The following is a 22,777-nucleotide window of genomic DNA, read 5'->3' on the forward strand; positions in this document are numbered from 1 at the left end:
GGCAGCTGACCGGCGACTCCACCATTCGCACCCTGCCGGACGACGCGGAAACCGCGCTCGCCGGCACGGATCCGGATGTCTTCGCCCAGCACATGGGCGGCGACTGGCACCGGGGCGGTTTCACCTCGCTGGACGAGGCCGCCGCGCTCGTGCGCGACACCGGCGCGGTGGTGAACGTGGTGGTCGAATACTCCAGCAGGCTCGCCGCCGGTGATCCGGTGGGCGCGCACGTGATGGTGCTGCACCGCGGGCCCTCCGGCGCGGTGATGGTGCACGAGAAGGTCGACGGCGTGGTCTCGGACTACGAATTCGAATTCGGCCGAGAGCACCCGGATGTCGCGGGTGTGTACGGAATCGTCAGGAACGACAACGGTTTCGAAACCCCGCTCGAAGAAGGACAGCAGCCGTCGCCCCGTGCGGGCGTGGATCGTCCGCACACCAGAATCGGCGCGCGTGATTCCGGGCCGACGCCGCGGGCGGTGCTGGAGGAGGCGGGCGTCTCGGCGCTCACGGCCTTGCGTGCCGACAGAGCCGGCTTCGCCCTGCGACCCGCCGCGATCAGCATGACCGACGAGGGCCTGTCGATAACGCTGGCGCTCACCTCGGCGGGTGGGCGGCCAGGCAGGGTGACGCTGCTGCTCGCGGTGGACGGCGACGCGGTCGTGGCACGGTATTCGGAGATAGATCTCGGCGACGGCGACTTGGATCCGAGCCCTGGTGCAGACCAGGCGCTGGTCGACGCGCACGAATCGGTGGTAGTGCCCTGGCTGGCGGCGCGGGGTGTCGACTTCGCAGGGAATCCCGGCGGCGGTGCGGAAACGACGGTCGGAGAGCAGTCGACGGAGGACGTGAGTTCCCCGGACTCGCGCGCCGACGACCGGCTGTCGGAACCGCCCGTTCGAGACTCCGATATCGTCGCGCCGAGCAAGCCCGAGTACGAGAAGGCGCTGCCGAGCGAGCACGACGCGATCGGCGATGCGACGGTCGTGAAGCTCACCGTCGACTCCGACGGCCTGTTCCGTGACTCGGACGGTCGGCTGTACAACACGCGCAGTGAGGGCGGCGATCCGTTCGTCATCGGCACTGCCCCCGGTGACTTCCGCACTACACCGGACGGTACGCACTCGGACGCGTACGACTCGTACGAGGATCCCGGGCAGGGCGCTGGCGGTTACGGTGTCGCGGAGATCGTCGAGGGACGGCTCGTCTCGATCGTGCCGTTCAGCTTGGTGTTCCACGAGTCGAACTACGACCCGAAATTCGTGGCGCAGCTTCGATTCGAGCTGCACCGCATGGGTGTCGATCTGCGGACGGTGCCCTTCTGGAACTACCCGGGCGGCTCCACGGTGCTGGAGAACCAGGGTGTGGTCTGGGCGGACGGCGCCGCGATTCCATCCCTGGCCGACGTCACGTATTTGGTCCAGCACGAACCGAGTCGCCTGTTCGGCGGCTACGGCGACTTCTTCTGGGTGTCGGTGCATTCCACGTCACCGGTGCCCGGCGGGTTCGAAATGACCTTGGACCTGCACCCGGTCCGCGGCGAGCCGGGGCGGATCACGGTCACCGTCTCCTCGGACGGCGACACCATGACCGCGCGGTACACCGATGTCCAACTGGGTCGAGAGCCCGAGCGGACCGGCGCGGTCTTGGAGGCGTTCCACCAGCGATTCACCTCGTGGCTCGATCACTGGGGTGTGCCATGGGACGGTGGCGGCACGGAGTCCGATGGGCCGCGGCCGAGACCGGTTCCCGACGTCCCGCCGAATTCGCCTGCCGTGCCGATGCCGCCCACCGACAGCGACGAGCTCGACGAGAACTTCTCCGCTGCAGTGGATTCCGAGCCGGTGAGCCTGTGGCTCGACGGCGTCTCGACCATCTCGGTCGGCGAGCTCCTCGACGGCGGAGGCCGGCACGCGGCCCAGTTGGCGGGCGCCGGAACGCATTTCGCGACGCGCGTCGAGAGCGTGGACATGCGGCACGCCGCCACCGTGGACGGGCCGGTCGACACGCTGTCTGTGACGTTGGCGCTCGACCTCGCGCAGGGTGGCTCGGGCCGGGTGACGCTGGAATTCACCCGTGACGCGAACGGCGCCACGATGCGGTACCGGGATCTCGAGCTGGGTTACGCGGGCGTCGACACCAAAGACCCGGCTTTCCAGCCGGGTTCGGTTCCGATCCGGCTCGCCGACGCGTTCGTCGAAATGCACGAATCGGTGCTCCTGCCATGGCTCGCCCAGTCCGGTGCGGTGTTCGAGGGGCACCCCGGGCACTATGCGGAAACGACTGTGGGCGAGGAGGTTACGGATACCCAGCGCCCCGACGACCTCTACGAACACGACCACGCCAAGAGCGAGCGGGTCCGTCCTGCGGGAATCGCGAGGCGCTGGCTGCGGGATCAGCTAGCGGCAATCGGCTGGAGCGCCGACGCACCCGTGCACCTCCAAATGGTGTGGCTGGCGACCAGCGAGGCGGTCGCGAACTCCCTGGAGCACAGCACCGGTCCGGTGCGGGTCACGATGCGCGTACTGCCCGGTGCCGGTCAACTCGTGGTGCAAAGCATCGACAATGTCGCGAGCCACCCACCGAGTGGACCGATCCGCGAGAACGCCAACCTGATGGAGGGACGGGTGGCGGCGGCGGAGGAGCGCCGCCTGGCGGAGGAGGCCGCCGCGAAGCGGGCCGCCGAGCCGGAGTTGTTGCAGGGTGATGAGCTCGATGCGTTCTTGGATGGCGTCGATGAGGACGCGATCGCGAATCTGGATTTGGAGGCGCTGGCGGCCGGCGATGCCGATGCCGACGCGAAGCCGGAGCTGTTGCAAGGTGATGAGCTCGATGCGTTCTTGGATGGTGTGGATGAGGATGCCATCGCGAATCTCGATCTGGACGCGCTGGCCGCCGCCGAAGCCGACGACAACGAAGCACCGGCGGCGCCCGAGCGGACCGAAGCCGAGAAGCAGGACGCCGCGGCCTACGACGAACGCGGTCGCGGAATCCAGATCCTGCACACTCAAACCGACGCCTGGGACTACGCGCCGCTCGCGGACGGTCGCGGCAAGTCGATCTGGTTCATCCGCTCGATGGCCGACAGCGACCCGGATCCCGGCACCGACCCCGATCCGGCCGAGCCGACCGATCCGACTGCGCCGCAAGGTGATACGCCCGCAACCCCGGAAGCCGACACCGGCGACCAAGGCGTCGACCCCGCCCCGGACTACCCCTCCCCGGACGACGTGCACCGCGCCGAATTCGAGCAGAAGGTTCGGGAAACGGACCTCTCCTCCCCGGAGTCCGTGGCCGACGCGCTGTACGAGCGGGTCGGGCGGGACGCGGTCACCGAGTTCTACGACGCGCGGGTGTCCGGGCTGAAGACGGCGGAGGTGCTGCGGGCGCAGAACTTCGTCGCCTACACCGGCGCTTCCGCGTTCTTCGTCTCGGCGGACGTGGCCAACCTGAGCGGCCTCAACGCGTTCTGCAACAACCAGGCCGAGGTGGCGAACGCGCACTATCACGGCATCGCCACCGCGTTCCGTACCGCGCTGGAGGACTCCGGCGGCGTGGTGATCCCGATGCGCACCGGCGGTGACGAGGTCGGCGCGATCGTGCTCGGCATCGACGAGCGGACCCTGACCGAGATCGTCGCCGAGGTGAATCGGCGCGTCACTGCCTATGCTCGGCAGGAGCGGCTCAGCGAGATCGAGCACCCGAAGCATCCGGGTGACCCGGCCTATCGCGGTGTCGGCCTGCACGTCGGGTTCACCGAGATCGTGCCCGGCTTGACGCCCAAGGACATCTTCGACGCCGCCGACCTCGGCGTCGACGACAGCAAGAACGGGAGGACCGATGTCGCAGGAGAGCCGCGACGAGCGACTGGGGCTGACCGGGCTGGATCCGGAACAGCGGGCGCGACGGATCCAGGAACTGGAACGCGAACTGGCGGAGAAGGTAGCGGCGGCCAAAGCGGCACTGCGAGCGGACCGGAAGCGGCGCCGCGAGGACTCGCCCTCGGCGGACTGAACCGCAACCTCGCCGCGCTCGCCGGATACCCGTCGCCGGACGAACTGCGCCGCTTCGCCTTCGCGGAGGGTTTGCACGCCCTGGGTGAGTTGACCCCCGAACTCGTGGCGGAGGCGATGTATCGCCCGGTCGCCCGGGACGAGGTCACCGACTTCTACGACGCTCGGCTCTCCGGCGTGAAGACCGCCGAGGTGGTGCGCGCGCAGCGGTTCGTCGCCGAAACCGGCGCGCCAGCGTTCTACCTGTCCGCCGATATCGCCAACCTCAGCGGCCTCAACGCGGCGATGAACAACCGGGCCGCGGCCGCCAACGTGCACTTCCGCGGCATCGCCGAGGCGTTCCGTTACGCCCTCGACGCGGCGGGCGGCGTCGTCGTGCCGATGCGCACCGGCGGTGACGAACTGTCCGCCGTCGTCATCGGCATCGATCAGGAAACACTGACGGGCATCCTCGCCGAGATCGACGCCCGGGTCGCCGCCTACACCGCCGAGCACGGCCTGGACGTGATCGAGCACCCGAAGCACCCGGGTGACGCGGCCTACCGCGGCATGGGCCTGCACGTCGGGGTCACCGAGATCCTGCCCGGCCTCACCCCGAAGGACATCTTCGACGCCGCCGACCTCGGTGTCGACGCCAGCAAGAACCGGGCCTACGAGTCGGCCGACGCCCAGGTCGATCAGGATGGGATCGTCGACGGACTCCGCAAGGCGCCGGGTTCGCTCATCGGTCAGCTGCTGCCCGAGCTGTCCACCTACGAGATCGTCGGCGACGATCCGACCGCGACCCTGCTGCCAGGGGAGGCCGCCGTCCTCCTGAAGGAGACGTCGCCGCCGTCCTGGGTGCAGGAAAAGGCGAACACGCGCACCGCCGCCCGGCGTGCGCTGGCGGAGCGCGGCCACGGGGAGGTCGAGATTCCGCGCGGCCCGCTCGGCGAACCGGTGTTCCCGGAGGGGCTGGTCGGCAGCCTCACCAACAAGATGATCGACCGGGCCACCCAGCTCAACTACTACGCCGCGGTGGTGGCCGACGCCGAGCAGTTCCGGGCAGTCGGCATCGACGCCGAAGACAACCGGTCCGTCCGGCAGATCATGTACAGCACGGGCCGGGTCGAGGAATTGCTCTGGGCGCAGGAGCAATTGGACTTTCTACCGGACAGCGGCGTGGCTTGGGACAAGGTGCTGTTCTCGATCAAGGAGAGCATCTTCAAGGCCTGGTACACCGCGACCGGTGACCGGAGTCTGCGCCTGAAACACGTCTTCCAGGGCTCGCTGGTCACTTTCGACATCGAGGCCGGTACGTTCCACGTGCAGCTGATGGTGGAGGCCACCGGTAGAGACGGCCTGCCGCTGACCGAGATGCACGGTCGATTCGTAGTGCGCGGCAACGCGATTCTCACCGCGGCCCTGGTGCCCAACACCGCCGAAGCCACCCTGGAATCCGCGACCGCCGAACCCGCGGCCGACCCGAGCGCCGCCCGCGCCGCCTACGCCGAGGCCGCCTACGCGCTGAAGTGGCTGCTCATGGCGCGCGGGTACAACGCGCACGGCCTTGTCGAACTCGCGCCGCCGCTGGGCGCCAACCAGATCGTCGCCACGACGCTGACCGACTGGGGACAGACCCACCCGCAGGCCCTCGCTTCGGACGCCGAACTGCGCACCCTGTGGCAGGCCTTCCAGCTGATGTTGCCCCAGGGCGAGCACGCGCAGATCCTGATGCCCGTCCGGGTGCCCAACCAAGGCGACCACGCGGGTGTCCTGGAGCTGACTCTGCACGAACACCTGCTGTGGGAGGCGCACGGCACACCGTTCGACCAGGCGGCCGACGCCAACCGGCTCGCCGAAATCGTTGCCCCGCAACGCCTGCGAGCACTCGCCGCCCTGATGCCGAATCCCGAGTCGGCCCACATCCTGCACGCCGTCGCCGAGGTGCTCGCCAACCACCCCGCCGCGGCCAACGCTCCCGCCACCCTCGCCCCGGTAGCCGACCGCGCTGTCCACTACGACAAGAACCTCGCCACGGGCACCGCCGAGGTGGCTCCGATCAGCCTGGATCTGTCGCGCGCCAGTTCCGCACCGCAGCGCACGGGCGACAGCGCTCTGGATTGGAATGCCGCGCACGCGGCCGGGATCGGCGGTGCGATCGGCGCCACTGCCGCGGCGAATCTCACGGGTGCGGACATCGCACAGGCCGCCAAGGGACTTCGCGGGTGGGACGGCGCAGCGCACGATCCGCGTCTGTCCGGACTGCCGGTCCGGAACCCGGCGCCCGCGGCTGTCGGGCAGGTCGGCGACAGCGCGCACGGGTTCAGCGAGCCGGATGTCGTCGCGACGCAGCCGGTTCCTTCTGAGGCGGACGTCGGCGATCGCGCCGCCCCGCTGCCCGAGGACAACCTGCTGATCGGCGCGACCGCGTCGGATCAGGCCGGCGCGCAACCGGACCCGGACGACCCGTTCGCCGACGAGCCGCGGACCCGGAGGATCGAGCTGGCCGCGCAGCCGCCCGACCCGCTGCTGGGTCCGACGGTCGTCGGCCTGCCCGGTGACGCCACCCACCCGGTGTGGGAACTGCTGTTCCGCACCGCCATCGGCCAGGAGGCCATGGCGATCCTGCACAACGCCGAAGCCCACGTCCAGTTCGGCGACCGTGATCACTTCCACGGCCGCATCCGCCAGATCACCATCGACACCACCGGCCGTGGCCTCATCGCAGTGGCGGAGCAGGTGATCGCGCACGCGGCCCGGATGCAGGCCGTCGCGGCCGACGCGGTGGAAACCGAACCCATGCTGATCCGCGATATGGACCGGGACGCCTTCGTGGAGCCGTGGCTGCGCGCGGAGGCCACCGCGATCGCCTGGCAGGCCGAGTTCGATCAACAGGTGCAGGACGCCGGTTTCGCGCGCACAGACCTGCTCGGCGTCGATCCAGCCGACCTGGCGTTCCAGCAGAACCTGTTCGCCCGCTACTTCGCCGCCTACGACAGCGCGCAGGTGGCGCCGGGCACCGATGACGCGCTGGCGAGCCGCGCCCGGCGGGTGGCCGGGGTCGAGGCGCTGCTGAAGAGCGCGGAGTTCAGCACCGCGACGGATCTGCGTGAAACCCTCGAGAGCCAATGGGAGAGCCGCCAGGACATGGGCCGCGGGCTCGAGCTGACGGAGCGGCAGGTGCGCGAGCGGCAGCGCCTGATGCGGATCACCGCGGCGCTGCAACGGGAGATCGACGCGCTCGAGACGGCTTGGGATCAGGTCCAAGACCAGGTGCACGCGATGACCGCGAGCAAGGTCGCCGCGATGCCCGACACCACGAATCGGGTGGCGCGACTGCACTACGTGCTCGACGTGATGTCCGATCACTTCCGGCGTTCCGAGGTCCGCATGTGGCCCACGCACAGCCGGGAGCAGATGGGCGCGCTGGTCGAGCTCACCGAACTGTGGCAGGCGGCGCACGCGCGCGCCGTGGCGGTGGGCCGCGCCATCGATGACATCAACGGGCGCCCACGCCGAGAGGCCGCGGTCGCGCCTGATCTGGAGATCGCCGACCGGGCCGTGCTGCCGTCGCTGGAGCGCACGGCGAACCGCGAAATGATCAGCGTCCGAGCCGAATTGCAGTCGACCGAGACAGGTCGCTGGGCAATGCGGACCCTGGAGCGCCTCGGCGTGCGGATCCGGTTCGGCTTCGACCAGATCGGAACGACCGACGTCGGTCGCGAGAACTTCACCCGCGAATCGGGCTACGACGCCGTCACCAACACTCTGGTGCTGCCCTTCGGCCGCGGCTCCATCTCCAACGCCGAGCAGTTGGTCGTCGCGGCGCACCTGGCGCAAGCGACGCGCGCGGGAAGCGACCCGCTGGTCCTGCTGACCGAAGGCCGCGCCGACTACGTCACGGCGATGCTTGACCTGCGCGCCGAGGCCCAGGCCCGCCGGTTCCACCACCGCCGCGAAATGCACGGGTACAACCGCTACACCGGCAGCCCGCTGGCGCAGGCCTACCACGCCGCCTACGACCGCGCCGAAAACCTGCTGCGCAACGTCTATTCGGTGGAGTCGAAGTACGACGGCCTCCGCAACGACAACCAGGTGCCGCGGGCGGCGATGCACGCGGTGGCCTACCGGTTCGCGGCCCGGACCGTTCGGGAGCAGCTGGCGACGCTCGGCCCGGTTGTCGACGGCGTCGACCTGGAAAACTTCTTCGGTTCGGAATGGGATCGCGCGCACGCCATTCCGCAGACGGCGGACACGCCCGCACCGGAAACCGCCACCCCCGCGGAGCACACGGACGCGCTGCTGGACCGGTACGCCGCCCGCTTCGTCGAGGCGATCCAGGAGCTGCGCGCCCAGCGCGCGCAGGGCGTGTTCGTACCGCTCGGCCCGGCCGAGCAGGCCTACCTGGCCGCCGAGGACAGCGCGGCGGATCGGCTCGCTGCGGTGCGCGCCTATCTGGCCGAGACCGGTCTGGTGGGCGCCCAGATCGCCTTGGATCTCGCCCGTTTCGCCAGCGAGGACCTGAACCGGCGGCTGCCGTGGGACATCGAGGAGGACGCGGCCGCTCAACCCACGCTCGACGCCCTGGAGGCCGCGATCGAGGCGGCCACCGCCTCCGAGCTGGAGACACCCGGTCTCGACTCCGGTGTCTTCGGCCGGGAGCTGGATCGCGTGCTGGCCGAAAACCCCGGCGCGCAACGGGTTGTCGACGAGGGCCCGCTCGCGGATCGGCTCGCCCTGCTCCCGCCGCATCCGGGCAGCGACAAGCCACGATTGCTGGTGCTCGCCGAACCGGGCGAGCACGTCGGCTTGCTGCGTGATCTCGAGCTGGAGCAGCCCGATTTCGACGGCGTGCTGTGGCGGGGATCGCACGAACTCGAATACCTGTCGGTCACGAGGGGACCCGACGGCGAGGTCGTCGTCGCGGACATGCCGCAAGACGACGCCGAAGGCATGTTCCGCGCGCCGCGTTACGACGAGGTCGCGCCGATGCTGCTGGATCACTATCTGCGCTATCGGCTGCGCAGCGAAGTGGATCCGAACTTCACCTTCGATCTCGATATCCGGCAATGGCTCGAGCTGCTCGGGCCGGAGGCCTTCATCGCCGCGGGTACCGCCCATGCCCGGGTGACCCACGGGTTCGAGCACGTCGGCTTCCGGATGGTGCAAGCGGACCCGTCGATCACCGAGCCGCATCCGGCGGCGGTCGGCCACCGGCTGGTCACTCGCCAGATCCCCCTCCCGATCCGGGATTTCGGCGACCGGCCCGCAGGCAAGTTCGTCGACACGGACCTGCCCATCGGAGTGGCGTCCTTCACGCTGCGGTCGCACGCCGACGGCGCGGGCGCCTGGCGGGTCGCGCCGCCGAATCACGCCGGTCACCCCGCGGATGTGCTGTCCAAGTGGTTCCAGGGGATGACCGGGACCAGCCCTGACCAGTTGGCCGAGCGTATCGCCCAGCTGCTGCTGGACGGGTCGGCCAGGATCGCGCCGCTCGCCCCCGCCGCGCTCGTCGAGCTGCACACCCCGAAGCCGGAGATCGACAGCACACCCACCGCGGCTGGGGAACCGCGGGCCGAGAGCGAGAGCCGCTCGGCGGAATCCGAGAGCCCGGCGGCGAAGCGGAGCTTCCTGCGGCGTTTCGCCGAGCGAATCCGCCGTCCGGGTGCCCCGACCGCCGGTCCGGAGACGAGCGGCCGGATACCCGGCCAGCGCGCGGCCTCGGACACTTCGGATGGCGGGACGGGCTTCTACCTGCCCGAAGCCGGTGCGCCGCTGCCGAATCCACGCCCTGCTGAGGACTGCGTCCGGCAAACCATGCGCACCGGCCGCGCGGTCGGGCTGGATGTCACCGTGCCCACCGAGGCGAAACTATCCGGTCGGACCGCGCTCGAGGTCGAGGAGCAGTACGCGCACGGCCGGATGCGACCCGCCGATTCCCGGGACGCGATCGCCGCGCGCCTGACCGACCGGGACGACCCGGCCACCGCGATGCTGGTGGTCGAGGAGTACTCGATCGGCGGCATGAATGTCGCGCACCTGACCCTGTGGCGGCTGGTCGACGGGCAGGTCATGGTCAGCGATCCCAATATCGACGACGGCGCGTGGCGCGAGCACGTGCCCGGCAAGGTCACGCCCGGGTCCCGCAAGGTCTCCGCAATCGCCTACGGCGCCAATGGAAAAGCGCTGCTGCCGAGCACCGAGCACGCCGCCGATACGGAGGCCCACCCCGATGCGCTGATCACCCATCGCGATCTCACCCCGCGGGAGGTCGAAGTGCTGGATCTGGTGGCGGCGGGCCTGACCAACAAGCAGATCGCGGAGCGGTTGACGCTCGCGGACTACACGGTGCACAGCCACCTGACCAGCATCGCCATCAAGCTCGGCACCGGCGACCGGGCCGCGATGGCGGCGATCGGCGTGCGCGGCGGCATCCTGCCGTTCTCGGATCCGGATGTCGACATGAAGCTCGAGGGCGGGCTGCACCCGGACGCGCTGGACGACGTCCAGCTCGAGGTCCTGGCTCTGGTCGCGGACGGCTGGTCGAACAAGGAGGCCGGGCTGGCCATGGGCACCACCGAGTCCGTGGTGAAGAACCACCTGGTCCGGATCGGCCGCGTGCTGGGCATCAGCAGCCGGGCTGGCATGGTGGCGACCGCGCTGCGGGCGGGCATCCTCCCCATGGACGCCGAGTTCGCCCTCCGGCCGCAGTCCGGCGAGGGGCGTACCGCGTTGAGCCCACGGGAGACCGAGGTGTACACGCTGCGTACCGCGGGGCGGTCGAACACCGAGATCGCCGCGGCGCTGGAGATTTCCGAGCACACCGTAGCGACCTATCTGGCCCGGATCGCGCACAAGCTCGGGGTCGGCGAGGTGGCCGGGTCGGTCGCGGGAGCCGAGACGATCACCGCGATTCCCACACCGGGCACCTCCACTCCGCCCCGGTCGGTCACGCCCGCGGTGCCGCACGAGCCGACCATGATCGACACAAGCCCCGCCGTCACGGAGCCGCTCGACCAGGCGCCGACCATGATCGGCATCGAGCAGCCGCGCGGCGCCGAGTCCGAGGTATCCACGAACCAGCAGGTGTCGGGGCCGTCCGCCGAGGCGAGCGAATCGAGTCTCGGTGGGCGGAATCCGGCGACGCCGACGCAGATCGTGCCCACCGCCGAGGGGCCGGAGTATCTCGGTGACGATCCGTCGCTGCCGGAAGCGGTCGTACCAGGCCGGGAGGTCGAGGGTCCGGAGTATCTGGGTGAGGACCCGTCGCTGCCGGACGCACACGCGCCGGGCCGGGAGGTCGAGGGGCCGGAGTATCTCGGTGACGATCCGTCGCTGCCGGAAGCGGTCGTGCCGGGTCGGGAGGTCGAGGGTCCGGAGGTTTCCGAGTCCCATGACGACGGGCCGGAATACCTCCAGCCGTCGCAACCGCAGACCGTTGCCCTACCGGACGGCTTCGGCGAAACCATCGAGGGCGTAGGCAACTTCGACGGGAACGGCCGCACCGTCGACGACGGCCTGCTGACCACCACGGTGGCCCGGCAGGCGGTGCAGAACATGCTCCGGGCGATCATGCCCCCCGAGACCGGCTGGCACCGCGACGGTCACTTCATGCTGCCCGACGGCCGCACCGTCCACGTGCAGGTCGACAGCGCCATCGGCGACGAGGTCGGAAGCTTCCAGCTGCGTCCCGGCGGCGCCGCGTTCGACATCATCCTGTCCGACCGGCTGCGCACCCGGGACGTGCCGCGTGCCGTCGCGTACATGCTCACCCGAATCCGGCAGGTGACCGACCCCGAATTCCAGCACCCCGGTCCGCGCTTCGCGGAACTGAAAGTGCTCGCCACCCAGCTGGATCAGTCGATCTTCGACCCCGCCCGCAGCAAGCTGACCCCCGAGATACGGGCCGACTTCGACGACCTGATCGCGCACCTGGGCATGGACGCGGACTCGGTCGGTCCGGCGGCGCAAGCGCTTGCCGCCCACGATCCGGAGCTCGCGCGCCGGATCGGGCTGGAATACGGTGGCGCCGTCGCCTCCCGGCCCGTCTTCGGCAAGACACTGACCGACCCCGCGTTCCAGGAGGCCGCGCTCACCCACCTCGGCCAGCTGTCGCGCTTCCTGACCGGCGAGCACGCCTCCGAAGTGCTGATGGCGGAGGGGCTTTCGCTCAATGCCCGGATGCGCGAGGAGCAGTGCCGCCGCCTGTTCGAGCCGATCTTCGCCAACCGCGACGTCAGCACCATCCGCAAACAGCTCGAAGCGGCCGAACTGTTCAGCGCCGACGACCTGGTCGCCGCCCTGGCTCCGATCAAACGCGCCTTCAACGATCCGATGCCGCCGGGTTGGCGGGCGGCCGCACTGGACGCCGCGATCACCGAGGTGCAGCACACCCCGGGCCACATGCAGCAGATCAATCAGGCCATCGACTTCGACCGGATGCGCCAGGCGGCCCGCGCCTACACCCAGATGCCCGACCGGGTCGGCGGCCTGCTCGATCGGTCCACCGGTCAGGTGTACTTCCCGACCACCGCCGTTCATCCGGGCGGGCAGACCATGTCCATGCTCGACTTCTTCCACGCCATGGACCGAGCCAACCGGGGTGCCGAAATGGCAGGCTTGGACATCGAATACGTCGTGGTGATCCATGACGAGGCCAACGGCCGGTCCTCGATCGACGTGCTCTCGCGTCCGCGCGCGCAGTATCGACTGCCCGCCGAGCAGAGCCATCCGGTGCGGTTCGTGCCGCGCCCGTCGGTGCCCGCGGCGGTCGAGGGCGGCCATACCGTGGATGTGGGTGTCGGGCGCGGCGGGTTCGCCGTCGAATTGACGCCCGCGCAGGACACCTCCGGTCGCGGCCTGATCCTGCAAACCGAACTCCCCATGGATTACGCCGACGCCGGCCAGCGCCGCCGCAACCTCGGCATCCTCGACGCCGGTCCGCTGACCCGCCCGGGATCGCTCATGGTGTGGGCCGACTTCCTGCTGCACGGCGCGGTGCTCAATATCGGCGGCAACGGTGGCGTGGCGCGCTACTACATCAACAACGTCAGCGCCCACTACGGTGACACCGACTACGACACCCTGGCCCGGCAATTGCCGCACACCCTGGTGCCCGGCGCGCACATCGAGATCCAGTGGGACATGAAGTCGGAACTGGTGGAAGGTGGCGAACCCGGCGACCGCGGGCATATCCAGGGCGACAAGCTCATGCTCGCCATCAGCCGCGTGCTGCCGCCCTCGGCCGCGGCCGCCTTCGAGGTGATCGAGCACACCGAGTTCGCGGGCGACGGCAGCGACGAATACCTGTTCACCATCGACACCGGCGCCAGCAATGTGCTCAACCCGGACGCCATGGCCAAGTATTCGCCGCCGCAGCCCACCGACCGTATGGTGATCGTGTACAAGCCCGCCGGTTACCGACCGGCAACGGCTGATCGCGAAGGTGGTGCGCGGTAATGGCGGAGATCGAGGGCGTGCGCGAGTGGCTGGACCGCTCCGCCGAGTTCCTCCGCGGCCAGATGCGCTGGTTCGGCGCCCAGCTCGTGCCCGGGTCGGCGCCGTACGTGGTCGTCCCGAAACATCCCAGCCAGGTGGACTGGGCCGATCCGCCCCGCCACCGGTTCGAGGCCTTGGCCAACCTGTCCGGCCCGCCGGATCCGTCCCGTGCCGACCGCGCCGCCCAGGTGCTGCACACCGCGGGCTGGGCCGTGCACGTCCAGCGTGATCCGCAGGCCCCGACCGTGGTCGTCGTCCGCGGCGATCGCGAGGGCTACTGTTTGCAAGCCCGCATCGAGGACGGCTACGGCGGCATCGTCCTGCTCGGCGAAACCCCCAACATCCAGCTCTACCAGCCGGATCCACCCCCCGCTCGCCCCGCCCCGGCCGTCACCCAGGACACCGTCAGCGTCGGCGCCGTCCTCTGCTACGAATGCGACGGCCAGGGCCTGTGCCCCACCTGCCACGGCACCGGCTGGACCAAGGCGCCCACCGCCACCGGCCGCCACCGCTGCCGCACCTGCCAGGGATCACGCGCGTGCCCGATCTGCGGGGGAGCGGGCGAACTCCGCATCACCGAGTTGTCCGACGACGACCGGATTCACTACCCGCACATTCCCTGACCGTTTCCCCGCGCCGCGGGACCGGAGGCGATCGTCGACTACCCGGCTGTCCAACCGAGCCGTAGCCGCGGCCTCAGCCGAATCGCGTGGACAACCGGTAATGCCCCGCAGCGACAAGGACTTCCAGTGCGGCACGGCGAGAAGGGCAGGAGCGCGGGCACGAACGGTGCACCTGCATGAGCCGGTGGGCGTGCGCCACATCGTCCTCGCGGATGATCGCGGTGCAGTTCGATTCGTCGGACATGCTCTCCACCTCCGAAAAGGGTCTTCCCCCTGATGGTTGCGCGTCTACCGTCCGACGGACAGGCGCGGATCGTTTCCTTACCGTTCCTTAGGACGATCGATGCGCGTAACCGTGATCGGATAGCTGTAGCGGGGAGAGAATGGCCGAAGGCGGCCGTGCGTGTCACCATGGTCATGTCGTACAGCGTCGATGAGTGATTGATCTTCCCGACTCGGTCGGCGAAGAGGTGGGAGCAGAGACCGTTGGCTGGTGGCAAAAACCCGTGGGAGGTCTATCAGCAGCAAGCTGCCGCGGGGACGATCGACATCGGTGAGTCGGCGGCGAAGCAGGCGGCCGAATTCGTCGCCGACACTTTGACGATGATGCGGATCGCGAAGACGGCCATCGATGACCGCATCCTCAATTTCAAGGGATTCGGAAACCTCCCCTCGGGAGATGGTCTGGCGCAGCGCTTCTACGCGGCGGCGCGCGACCTCGACGATCGTCTCGCGGAAGACGAGAAGATCTTGCGCGGCATGGGCGAGTTGTTCACGATCGCGGGCAAGGTCTACGAGAACACCGACGTCGACGCCGCCGCTCGGTTCGAAAGACTGCGCAACGATCGGTTCGGCAACTGGGAGAACACCGCGTGGGACTTCCCCGGTGTGCCGCTGGCGAACGAAGGAAGACTTCCCGGCTGGGCCCGCAATCTGACCGTGAACCACAGCAACCCCGACAACGTCGAGCACCCCGAGGCCGCCCCGGAGGGCGGCAGGCTCCCGACGCCGGACCTTCAGGGCGCCAAAGGGGGCGAGTCGATTCCGGTCTCCCTCATCCAGAAGCCGCAAGACGACGCGAAGAAGGGCGCACCCTGGTCCGAGTCCGCGCCCGTCGAGAACGCTTACGCGATCGAGTACAACACCTATCGCAACCTGGGCGCCGCGATCGGCGCGCACAACCAAGAGATTCTGGACGCGGCGGCGGTGTGGAACTGGATCGGTGATCGCCTGCACACCGCGTTCACCGATCTCGCGACTCGGCTTCAGACGCTGCGCACCTCCGGGGCGTGGGAAGGTGACGGGCCGAAAGCGTCGGAGAACGCGGTCAAGACCTACGAGCAGAACGTCATCGCGCTGCGGGACGTGGTGACCTCCATCGGAAACAATCTCGAATGGACTTCGGGCTGGTTGTGGACGGTGAAACTGCATATGCCGTGGGAGGCCCAGAGCTGGGGCGGCAGCATCGATGGAACTTCCAGCGTGGGCTATATCCACGCTCGTGATGTGGAGTTGCCGCTGGCGCGAAAGGGATTCAACAACTTCTACGTTCCGGGCGTGCAGACCGCCAGTACCGGAATTCCGCCCATTCCGGCGCCGGCCCAAGAACTGATCACCACAGCGGCCGCGGGACCCGGGCCCGGCCCTGGCAACCAGAGCACGCCCGGTCCGGGTCCGCTGGCCAATCCCGGCCCCGGACCCGGCCCCGGTCGGCAGGTGCCCGGTCCTGGTCCCGGTAAGAACAACGACGCGCTCCAGCGGGAGTTGGCGCGTCGGCAGCTGGAGGCACAGCGCCGTGCGGACCAAGCCGCCGAAAGCCAGCGCAAGGCGAACGAGAAGTTCCAGCAGGAGCAACGGGAACTCGCCAGGAAGGCGGCTACCGAGCAGCTCGCGAACCAGCGTGAGCGGGAGGCCGCCGCACGCAGGCAGCAGCAACAACAAGCGATGACGCAGGCGGCGTCGGCCGGGCAGGATGCGTTGCAGAAGGCGATGTCCGCCGGACAGGAGGCCGCGCAGCAAGCCATGTCGGCCGCCCAGCAGGCCGCTCAGCAGGCCGCCGCCGGTTTGCAGTCCGGCTTGGGCGGTCTGCCGTCGTCGCTGGAGGCCGCGCGCGCTGCCGCGGCGAAGGCCCTCGGCGCAGGCCCGGGCGGCGGAGCAGGCGGCGGACTCGGATCCCCCGGCGTCACAAGGGCGTTGGGTGAGGCGTCGAAACTCTTCCCGCGCGCGAACATGGCCACGGGCGCCGCGTCGGGGCTCGCCGCCGCGGCGCGCGCGGGCGCGTCGCCGATGGGTATGCCGGGTTCACCCGGCGCCGCGGGCGCGGCGGGTCGCCCCGGCGGTAACGAGGGCGGCCAGAACCACAAGCGGCCGAGCTACCTCGAATCGGCCGAGCATCTGGACGAGGCGTTGGGCGACGCCCCGAGGGTGGTCAAACCGGTGGTCGAGCGGTGAGCCGCGTCTGGAAATTCACCGATCTCGAATTCTTCGTCCTCTGGAGACGGGTCGACAAAGAAGACGACCTGCCTTCTCCGTTGGTCTTCACGAGCCGGACCGCGGGCCACGACGATTTCGTTCGGGAGTGCAAACGGACCGAGGAAGAACTGGCCACGCGGCTCGACAGCCGGGCGATGACCGAGGTGCTGGACACCCTGGCGTTCCCCGACATTCGTATCGTCGTCGACGGCTGGGGCGCGCAGAATTTCGAAGATCCGAAGGGGTGCGTGCGCCTGGTCGCCGGTCGCAAAGGCGAGGTCGGCTACGTGGTCAAACAGTTGCCAGGTGAAACGATTTGGCACAGCACTGGTTTCGTCGTATCCGAATGCGACGCGGTCGATTTGGCGAAGGCGGTCGTCGACGAGATACCGCCGCTGGAAGCCGGCAAGCTCACCGGCATCGTGCTGCCCGCCGACAAAAATCAAGAGGTGGAACACCATTACGGTGCGTCGTTGGTGGAGGACTCCTTCGACGATTCCATCGGCTACCGGTACCAGCAGTTCATCGAGGCGCCCGCGACCACGGCCGGAACCATCGCCATCGTCCAGGGGCGCTCCCGCTTCGGCCCGCGCGGCATCACTCGCCACGAAATCCAGTGGCGCGACCTCGTCGACGACGGCCGCTACGCGATCACCGACGACCTCCCGCCGCGCGCCGTCGGCGCCGACGCCGCACGTCTCACCGCGATGATCAACACTCGGATCGCCGCGGTCATCGGAGCCATCAAGGACGAGCGGCTGTAGGCGCCGGACCTTCGACTTACACTGACCACCGACGACGAGGGGTTGATGCGATGTCCACGGCGGCGAACATCAGTGGCACGATTTCGGTGCGGACCACCGAACAGGGCTTGCCGCTGGGTATTTCGGTGGAAGCGGATGAGCTGCGCCGGGATCCGGCCGAGCTGGCGAATCAGATCATGCGGTTGTGCAGGCAGGCGGCGAACCGGGCCGGGCTGGCGCGGCGCGAGGAGTTGCAGGCGGCGGGTTTGACCAATCAGCAGCTCGCGCTGACCGGGCTGCCGAAGCCGGAGGACGTAGCCGCGCAGGAGTGGGTCGAGGAAGAAGAGTACGACGAAGAGCCGCAGAGCTGGTTGAGGGAAGCGTGACATGAGCGAACGCGGAGAGCGAATCATGTGCCAGTGTGCGGTACGTATGCCGGAGCCGAGCGCCAGCGAGGCGGAGGCATGAGTACCAATCCGGTGATGGACGAGATCGAGGCGCGGGCGCAGCGGGCGCTGAATCGGTTGCGCGATCTCGGCGACGAGATGGCGAAGGTGCGCGCGCGGGAGTCGTCGGAGGACGGTGCGGTCACCGTCGAGGTCGACGGCAGTGGAGCCTTGCGGGACTTGCGATTCACCAGTGCGGTGTCGCGAATGTCACCCGGTGAATTCGAGCAGGCGGTGGTTTCCACCGCCCATCGCGCGGCGGCCGAAGCCATGGCGAGGATGGGTGAGCTCATCACCGAGTTCAATGAGGAATCCGCAGCTCAGGTCTAGTGCGGCACCAAAAATTTACTCTCCCTTAAGACGTTCCATACGAATATTTACTGCGCGACTCATACTGTCATCCGGTACATTTGGCCTGGACGTTCCAATCATATTCGCGCAGAGGGTGTTTCCGATGCCTCACGGTTTTGACATCAATCCCTGGCCCCATGTGGCCGCCGAACCTGACGCGATTCGGGCCTACGCGGACACGGCCGCGGCGATGGCCGCCAGCGTGGCGAGCGCCGGTTCGGTGAACCAGGCGGCCACCATGGCCGCGGCCATTCCGGTGTTCGGTTTGATCGGCCAGGATTTCCTCGCCTCCTTCGCGGTGGCGCAGGCCAATCACCTCACCTCGGTCGCCGAGCTGGCCTACGTGCACGGCATGACGGCGCTGACCTGTCAGCAGGCGGCCGCCGAATACCAAGTGACGGACGGGCTTTCGGGCTCCGACATCGACGCGGTCGGTAGAGCCTGATGTCGGAGCTGGTCGATCAGTCGGTATTGGACATGCTACGCCAGAGCGCGGTGGGTCCGATGTTGGACCGGCCGGTGAACGATGTCCTGAAGGACATGGGCCTGCCGCAGCTGCCCGAAATCCCGCCGCTGCCACCGATTCCGGGCCTGCCGCCGCTGCCGGTGATCGACCTGTCCCTGCTGGCCAAGCCGCTTACCGATCTGGCCGCCACCTTCGGCACCGGCCAATTCCCCGCTCCCGCACCGGCAGCCGCGCCCGCGGCCGATGGTGATCCGGCCGCGCAGCCCGCCGCGAATGCCGCGGCCGCGCCCGTCGTCGATCCCACCGAGGTGCTGTCTCAGGTCTCCAGCGTCGTCTCGACGGTGGTGCAGCTGGGCAGCACGGCGCTCACGATGGCGATGCAGCTGTGGCAGAGTCAGGCCGCGGCCGCCGCCGAGGAAAAAGGCAAAGAGGCGCAGAAGGACGGCGGTAAGATCGCCACCCAGGCCGCGCAGGAGTCGGCAGGCGTCGCCTCCGCCGCGACCTCGGTCGGCATCGGCGCCGCGATGATGGCGGCCATCATCGCCAAGTACATGGCACAGCTCGCGGCCTCCGCGGCGTTCCTCGCGACCCCGGGTGGCCAGGCCTTCCTGGTCGCCTCCACCATCGAGACGATGGCCGAGGCGACGGCGACGGTGGCGAAGACGCGCGCCGAAATGACCGTGCACAGCGCGGAGATGACGGCCACGGGTCAGAAGGTGCCGGTCACCAATGCCCCCAAGGGCATGGACCAGATGCAGATGCTGAGCATGCTGATGCAGATGATCCCCACGCTGACCACCGCGGTGAAGTCCGGCATGGATTCGGCTGTCTCGCTGCACAAGACATTGAACCCCGCCACCAACCCGGCGCTGGAAAAGGACAAGGCCGAGCAGGCGGAGTTGGACAAGGGCGCCATGTCCGGTGCGGGCGGTGGTCTCGGTGGTCTCGGCGGTTTCGGTGGTGGCGGCGGTGCAGTAGCCGCCGCGGCGCGCCAGCTCGGCCCCTGGGTCGACGGCCGCGCGGTCGGCAACCTGGGCGCGGCAGGCGCGAACGGCGTCGGCAGCCCGGCCTCGGCGATGCAGGCGGGCGCCAGCTCGGCCGCCCGCGGCAGCAGCACCACGGCGACCAGCTCGCCGGGCGGCATGATGCCGATGTCGCCGATGGCGGCCGCGGGCATGGGCCGCGGTGCGGAGGACGCCGCGAGCTTGCGCAACGAACTGGTGTCCGCCTCGCACGGCAACGAGGTGGTGGGTGATATCGAAGGCGTCTCGCTGCCGGTGGTCGGCGCGGCCAACGCCGACGGACTCAACGAACCGCCGGACCAGGCACTCACCCTCTGATAGGAGGACGTCATGGAATTCGATCGCGCCGGGGCAATCAAGTCCGCCACCGCACTCGACGCCCTCGCGGACCGGCTGGAAGCCGATCTGAAGGCCAACACGCCCGCCTTGGCCGTGGAAGCCGCTGGGCTGGACGAAGTTTCACAGCGCGCCGCGCAGACCCTGCGCGGTGTGGCCGCCTCCTACGACGAAGCCGCGACCGCCGGCGTTCTCGAACTACGCAAACTGGCCGCCGCGCTGCGCTCGCAGTCGCAGTCGCTAGTGGTGATGGATACCGAGAACGCCGCTGGTCTCGGGGCGTCGGCCTGACGCGAGGCGGGGGACTATGGTCGAACCGCCGATCCCTGGTTTCACCGGCGTGGTCTGGGAAGCCAGGCCCACGGAGAAACTCGCCCAGGATCTGACCACCGGCCGCGGCGCGGTGCCGATGGCCGAAGCGGCCCAGGCCTGGACTCGCCTGGGCGTGAGTTTCGGTGCCGCCGTGCTCGAATACGACCAGATCGTCAAGGCCATCGGCGAATCGTGGCGTTCGGAGACGAGTCCGGAGATCCTGGACCGGATCACCAAACTGCGGGAGTGGCTGCTGGAGGCGGCCGGTTCCGCGGCTCAGAACGCCACAAAGACCGGCTCGCAAGCGGTGGCCTACGAGGTGGCGCGGCTGGCCATGCCGCACGTCGCCGAGATCGCCGCCCTGGAAGAGGCGAAGAAGTCGGTGGAGGCGATCGGCGCCGGCCTGGGTGCGCCCCTGGTGGGCGCGGCCGCCGATATCGACGCCGAACAGGATCTGGCCAAGGTCAACGCGGCCCGGGTCATGCGCGTCTACGAGGAGGCGACCAAGCCGCTGGAGACGCCGTGGACGCAGACCGCGCCACCGGTCATCGCCAATAGCGCCGCGCTGGAAGCCGAGCGGGCCGCATCCGAGGTTCGGCCCACGGCCATGCCCGCGACCGCCTTGCCTGCTGCTTCGTTCGCCGCGGCGTTCGCCAGGGCCACACCGCCGCCGCGGGCGAAGACGGCGTTCACCACGCAGGCCGTGGCCGCCGTGACCGCCGAGCCGACCCCGCTGCCCGTGGAGACGGCTCCGGTGGCGGGAGATTCGTCGTCGGCGAGCCGCATGGGCGCCCCGGCCGCGATGGCGCCCGCCGCGGCCATGCAGGACGACGACCGTGCTCCGCGGGCCGGCGCCGCCTCCGCGCAGCCGGACAAGCCGTTCGAGGTCGAAGGCGGATTCGCCGCTGCCCCAGCGGTGCTCGGCGCCGCCGCCGAACCCGCACCGAAGGCCACGGCACCGGGGGCGGCATGACGACGATGACCAACGATGGGCTCCTTGCGGTGTCCGACCTGCTCGGCGTGCAGACGCTGCCGCTGGTGCTGGGGGTCGGACCGCAGCAGGATTCGGTCGATGCCTGGCAGGCCGCGCGCGACCAAGCGATCGCCGACCTGCGCGCGGCCGGGTTGGTCGACACCTACGACGATGTCGCCGCCGACCTGACCGACGCGCTGTTCGTCTTGGCCAACCCGGAGCGTGAACTCGCGGCCCGGATCTACACCGAGTCGGGCACCCGCCAGGTCTGTGTGGCGCGCAAGGGAGTTCAGCACGCGCTGGCAACGCGTACCGGCGACACCTTCGACGTGGGCCCCATCTGGTGCGACGGCGGCGGGCAAGCGCTGGCCCGGCCGGTGCTCGAGGCGCTGGGCCGCGCCCCGGCCGCCGATATCCCGAGCATCAGCGCCCCGGTCGACGAACTGCGCGAAAGACTGGACGAGGCAACCAGATCCAGTGATTACTCCGATATCTTCTATGCCCACGGCGTGGCCGAACGCGATGCCATCGAGTTCGGATTGGCCATGTCCAGCTGCCACGCGCACGCCGAGATCGTCGCCTACGCATACGACGACGGCGTCACCACCAGAACGTCCGGAGCGGTAGCGGTTTACGACACCTCGCGTGGTCGGATCGCCGCCAGCCCCGGCGCTGCGCCGGACCTACGGGTCTGGTCGACCTTCGCCCCGGGAACCGATCACCGGATCGCACAGGCGATCTCGGCACTGATCGAAACCTTGCCCGGAGGAAGGTGGATGCCCTAGTCAACGCATCGGAACTCACGAACCGACCGAATTACCGCGGCGCCTGCGCAGCGGAACACGAAATACCCACCGACATGAAGAGGTGAACGATGTCCGGACAGACCAGCTATACCGCGGATCAGGCAGCCCAGGTAGTCGACGAGTACTACCAGGCTGTCGAAGGCATCCGTAAGACCATCCAGGCGGTGCAGGAATCCTTCGACGCGGCCCGCGCGGGCTGGGAAGGTGACGCCGCGGTGGCCGGCCAGAGGGCTTCCGAGGCCTGGCAGGCCGAGGCCACCGAGATCAACGGCAAGATCGATGCGCTGAACCAGACGATCCAAGAGGGCAACACCACCCTCGCGGACGTCGACCCGACCAACGTCGACGCCCTGACCAACCTGATCTGACGCACTTTCCGGGAAAGGAGTACCCGCCATGAAGTACACCAAGGCGGTCCACGATCAGCTGATCAGCGAAATGGACCAGTACTACAAGGATCTCGACGGCTACAAGGACGCCTTCGTCGCCGCCCGCGACAAGCTGATCAACGTCGCGTGGGAGGAGAACGAGGCGCTGGAGTCGTTCAAGGCCAAGGCCGACGAACTGCTCGGCGTCGGCAGCAAGGACGGCCAGGGCCTCAGCGACACCCACCTCAAGATCCAGAAGCTGCGTGACGCCATCGACGGCGCGTTCAACAACGCGTTCGCCGCTGACAAGAAGGTCTACAACTCCTTCTGATCCGGGTTCGGGACGAAAAGCCCCGGTCACCCTCG

General features: G+C 69.1%; 14 protein-coding genes (1 of these 14 running past the window's edge). 13 read left to right on the forward strand and 1 reads right to left on the reverse strand.

Annotation, left to right across the window (positions count from 1 at the left end; translation table 11 throughout):
* Both T333_RS07135 and T333_RS07140 read left to right on the forward strand, forming a co-directional pair.
* Nucleotides 1–13,454: the 3' end of a sigma factor-like helix-turn-helix DNA-binding protein gene (locus T333_RS07135; RefSeq protein WP_496423962.1), read on the forward strand. 23,188 nt of this gene lie to the left of the window's left edge; the window shows 13,454 of its 36,642 coding nt (coding positions 23,189–36,642); its start codon lies beyond the left edge, outside the window; it ends in the stop codon at nucleotides 13,452–13,454.
* Entirely contained in the window at nucleotides 13,454–14,116 is a 663-nt protein-coding gene (locus T333_RS07140; protein ID WP_496423963.1) for a hypothetical protein, read from the forward strand. The genes T333_RS07135 and T333_RS07140 overlap by 1 nt, the downstream gene beginning before the upstream one ends.
* 73 nt (nucleotides 14,117–14,189) lie before the next feature.
* On the opposite strand, the gene T333_RS07145 is transcribed toward T333_RS07140, so the two are convergent.
* Nucleotides 14,190–14,360 carry a hypothetical protein gene (locus tag T333_RS07145; RefSeq protein WP_253810640.1) on the reverse strand — a complete coding sequence of 57 codons (171 nt, stop codon included), beginning with the start codon at nucleotides 14,358–14,360 and terminating at the stop codon, nucleotides 14,190–14,192.
* Between the two features lie 242 nt (nucleotides 14,361–14,602).
* Between T333_RS07145 and T333_RS07150 the strand changes: the two genes are divergently transcribed.
* From T333_RS07150 to T333_RS07200, 11 genes are all read left to right on the forward strand, one after another.
* Nucleotides 14,603–16,567: a hypothetical protein gene (locus T333_RS07150; protein WP_496423964.1), complete on the forward strand. Its 1,965-nt coding sequence runs from the start codon at nucleotides 14,603–14,605 to the stop codon at nucleotides 16,565–16,567.
* Nucleotides 16,564–17,352, forward strand: a complete 789-nt coding sequence (locus tag T333_RS07155; RefSeq protein WP_496423965.1) for an ESX secretion-associated protein EspG — start codon at nucleotides 16,564–16,566, stop codon at nucleotides 17,350–17,352. The genes T333_RS07150 and T333_RS07155 overlap by 4 nt, the downstream gene beginning before the upstream one ends.
* Nucleotides 17,353–17,402: 50 nt before the next feature.
* The gene (locus T333_RS07160; RefSeq protein ID WP_355000129.1) at nucleotides 17,403–17,717 is read left to right on the forward strand and encodes a hypothetical protein; all 315 of its coding nucleotides are present in this window, start codon (nucleotides 17,403–17,405) and stop codon (nucleotides 17,715–17,717) included.
* A 78-nt stretch (nucleotides 17,718–17,795) separates the two neighbouring features.
* The gene (locus T333_RS07165; protein ID WP_355000128.1) at nucleotides 17,796–18,107 is read left to right on the forward strand and encodes a YbaB/EbfC family nucleoid-associated protein; all 312 of its coding nucleotides are present in this window, start codon (nucleotides 17,796–17,798) and stop codon (nucleotides 18,105–18,107) included.
* A gap of 124 nt (nucleotides 18,108–18,231) precedes the next feature.
* Nucleotides 18,232–18,573 carry a type VII secretion target gene (locus T333_RS07170; protein WP_355000127.1) on the forward strand — a complete coding sequence of 114 codons (342 nt, stop codon included), beginning with the start codon at nucleotides 18,232–18,234 and terminating at the stop codon, nucleotides 18,571–18,573.
* Nucleotides 18,573–19,934: a hypothetical protein gene (locus T333_RS07175; protein ID WP_357245865.1), complete on the forward strand. Its 1,362-nt coding sequence runs from the start codon at nucleotides 18,573–18,575 to the stop codon at nucleotides 19,932–19,934. Before T333_RS07170 ends, T333_RS07175 begins: the two co-directional genes overlap by 1 nt.
* 12 nt (nucleotides 19,935–19,946) lie before the next feature.
* Nucleotides 19,947–20,243 (forward strand): PE domain-containing protein, encoded by a 297-nt coding sequence (locus T333_RS07180; protein WP_067785091.1) that lies wholly within the window; start codon nucleotides 19,947–19,949, stop codon nucleotides 20,241–20,243.
* Nucleotides 20,244–20,259: 16 nt separating this feature from the next.
* On the forward strand, nucleotides 20,260–21,237 hold the full coding sequence (locus tag T333_RS07185) for a PPE domain-containing protein (protein ID WP_355000125.1): 978 nt from the start codon (nucleotides 20,260–20,262) through the stop codon (nucleotides 21,235–21,237).
* A 5-nt stretch (nucleotides 21,238–21,242) separates the two neighbouring features.
* Nucleotides 21,243–22,022 carry an ESX secretion-associated protein EspG gene (locus T333_RS07190; protein WP_357245859.1) on the forward strand — a complete coding sequence of 260 codons (780 nt, stop codon included), beginning with the start codon at nucleotides 21,243–21,245 and terminating at the stop codon, nucleotides 22,020–22,022.
* 89 nt (nucleotides 22,023–22,111) lie between these two features.
* The gene (locus T333_RS07195) at nucleotides 22,112–22,411 is read left to right on the forward strand and encodes a WXG100 family type VII secretion target (protein WP_355000123.1); all 300 of its coding nucleotides are present in this window, start codon (nucleotides 22,112–22,114) and stop codon (nucleotides 22,409–22,411) included.
* Nucleotides 22,412–22,439: 28 nt separating this feature from the next.
* On the forward strand, nucleotides 22,440–22,742 hold the full coding sequence (locus T333_RS07200) for a hypothetical protein (protein ID WP_357245854.1): 303 nt from the start codon (nucleotides 22,440–22,442) through the stop codon (nucleotides 22,740–22,742).
* The last annotated feature ends 35 nt before the right edge of the window (nucleotides 22,743–22,777 follow it).

This window comes from Nocardia sp. CNS-044, assembly GCF_059570515.1.

Excerpts from the sequence above, each read along its gene's own strand:
- T333_RS07140 (WP_496423963.1), top strand. The coding sequence starts at position 13,454 with ATGGCGGAGATCGAGGGCGTGCGCGAGTGGCTGGACCGCTCCGCCGAG.
- T333_RS07145 (WP_253810640.1), bottom strand. The coding sequence starts at position 14,360 with ATGTCCGACGAATCGAACTGCACCGCGATCATCCGCGAGGACGATGTG.
- T333_RS07160 (WP_355000129.1), top strand. The coding sequence starts at position 17,403 with ATGTCCACGGCGGCGAACATCAGTGGCACGATTTCGGTGCGGACCACC.
- T333_RS07165 (WP_355000128.1), top strand. The coding sequence starts at position 17,796 with ATGAGTACCAATCCGGTGATGGACGAGATCGAGGCGCGGGCGCAGCGG.
- T333_RS07170 (WP_355000127.1), top strand. The coding sequence starts at position 18,232 with ATGCCTCACGGTTTTGACATCAATCCCTGGCCCCATGTGGCCGCCGAA.
- T333_RS07175 (WP_357245865.1), top strand. The coding sequence starts at position 18,573 with ATGTCGGAGCTGGTCGATCAGTCGGTATTGGACATGCTACGCCAGAGC.
- T333_RS07180 (WP_067785091.1), top strand. The coding sequence starts at position 19,947 with ATGGAATTCGATCGCGCCGGGGCAATCAAGTCCGCCACCGCACTCGAC.
- T333_RS07185 (WP_355000125.1), top strand. The coding sequence starts at position 20,260 with ATGGTCGAACCGCCGATCCCTGGTTTCACCGGCGTGGTCTGGGAAGCC.
- T333_RS07190 (WP_357245859.1), top strand. The coding sequence starts at position 21,243 with ATGACCAACGATGGGCTCCTTGCGGTGTCCGACCTGCTCGGCGTGCAG.
- T333_RS07195 (WP_355000123.1), top strand. The coding sequence starts at position 22,112 with ATGTCCGGACAGACCAGCTATACCGCGGATCAGGCAGCCCAGGTAGTC.
- T333_RS07200 (WP_357245854.1), top strand. The coding sequence starts at position 22,440 with ATGAAGTACACCAAGGCGGTCCACGATCAGCTGATCAGCGAAATGGAC.